Annotated in this window: 2 tRNA genes and 2 rRNA genes; all 4 read right to left on the reverse strand. The window is 47.3% G+C overall.

The features are described 5' to 3' along the window. Positions 1 to 296: ribosomal RNA gene (locus AAEZ09_RS27850) — 23S ribosomal RNA — on the reverse strand; the annotation flags it as partial. A gap of 249 nt (positions 297 to 545) precedes the next feature. Then, positions 546 to 621, reverse strand: a tRNA-Ala gene (locus AAEZ09_RS27855). A gap of 10 nt (positions 622 to 631) precedes the next feature. Beyond that, positions 632 to 708: transfer RNA gene (locus tag AAEZ09_RS27860), tRNA-Ile, on the reverse strand. Between the two features lie 123 nt (positions 709 to 831). Beyond that, a 16S ribosomal RNA gene (locus AAEZ09_RS27865) occupies positions 832 to 885 on the reverse strand; the annotation flags it as partial.

The raw sequence follows: 885 nt of genomic DNA on the forward strand, positions 1-885 counted from the left end.
CGTTCCGCTAATCTCAAAGCCACTTAAGGGCTAGTCCCCGTTCGCTCGCCACTACTAAGGGAATCTCGGTTGATTTCTTTTCCTCAGGGTACTTAGATGTTTCAGTTCCCCTGGTTCGCTTCTTAAGCCTATGTATTCAGCTTAAGATACCTAACTTATGTTAGGTGGGTTCCCCCATTCAGACATCTCCGGATCAAAGTCTGTTTGCCGACTCCCCGAAGCTTTTCGCAGGCTACCACGTCTTTCATCGCCTCTGACTGCCAAGGCATCCACCGTATGCGCTTCTTCACTTGACCATATAACCCCAAGCAATCTGGTTATACTGTGAAGACGACATTCGCCGAAAATTCGATAATACTCAATTAAGAGCAACTCACAAATTTTACCTTAGCCTGATCCGTTACCAGTGAAAGTAACGTTCAGTCTATCTTTCTATCACATACCCAAATTTTTAAAGAACGAACTAGTCAAAGACTAGAAATCAACATTCACCATCACAACGATGGAATGCTCATTTCTAAGCTTTACACAATCAGAAGCAGTAGTGGTGGAGCCAAACGGGATCGAACCGTTGACCTCCTGCGTGCAAGGCAGGCGCTCTCCCAGCTGAGCTATGGCCCCATAACAAAATTGGTGGGTCTGGGCAGATTCGAACTGCCGACCTCACCCTTATCAGGGGTGCGCTCTAACCAACTGAGCTACAGACCCAATTTCGAGCGCGCAACTGTTAGCTTGGAGCTATCAGCTTGGAGCTTAAAGCTGCTTCTATCGTCTTCTTCAATGAATCAAGCAATTCGTGTGGGAACTTATGGAGCAGCTGATGTCGTCGATTAAGGAGGTGATCCAGCCGCAGGTTCCCCTACGGCTACCTTGTTACGACTTCAC

Source organism: Pseudomonas sp. 65/3-MNA-CIBAN-0223, from assembly GCF_040310425.1.
GTDB classification, from domain to species: domain Bacteria; phylum Pseudomonadota; class Gammaproteobacteria; order Pseudomonadales; family Pseudomonadaceae; genus Aquipseudomonas; species Aquipseudomonas gregormendelii.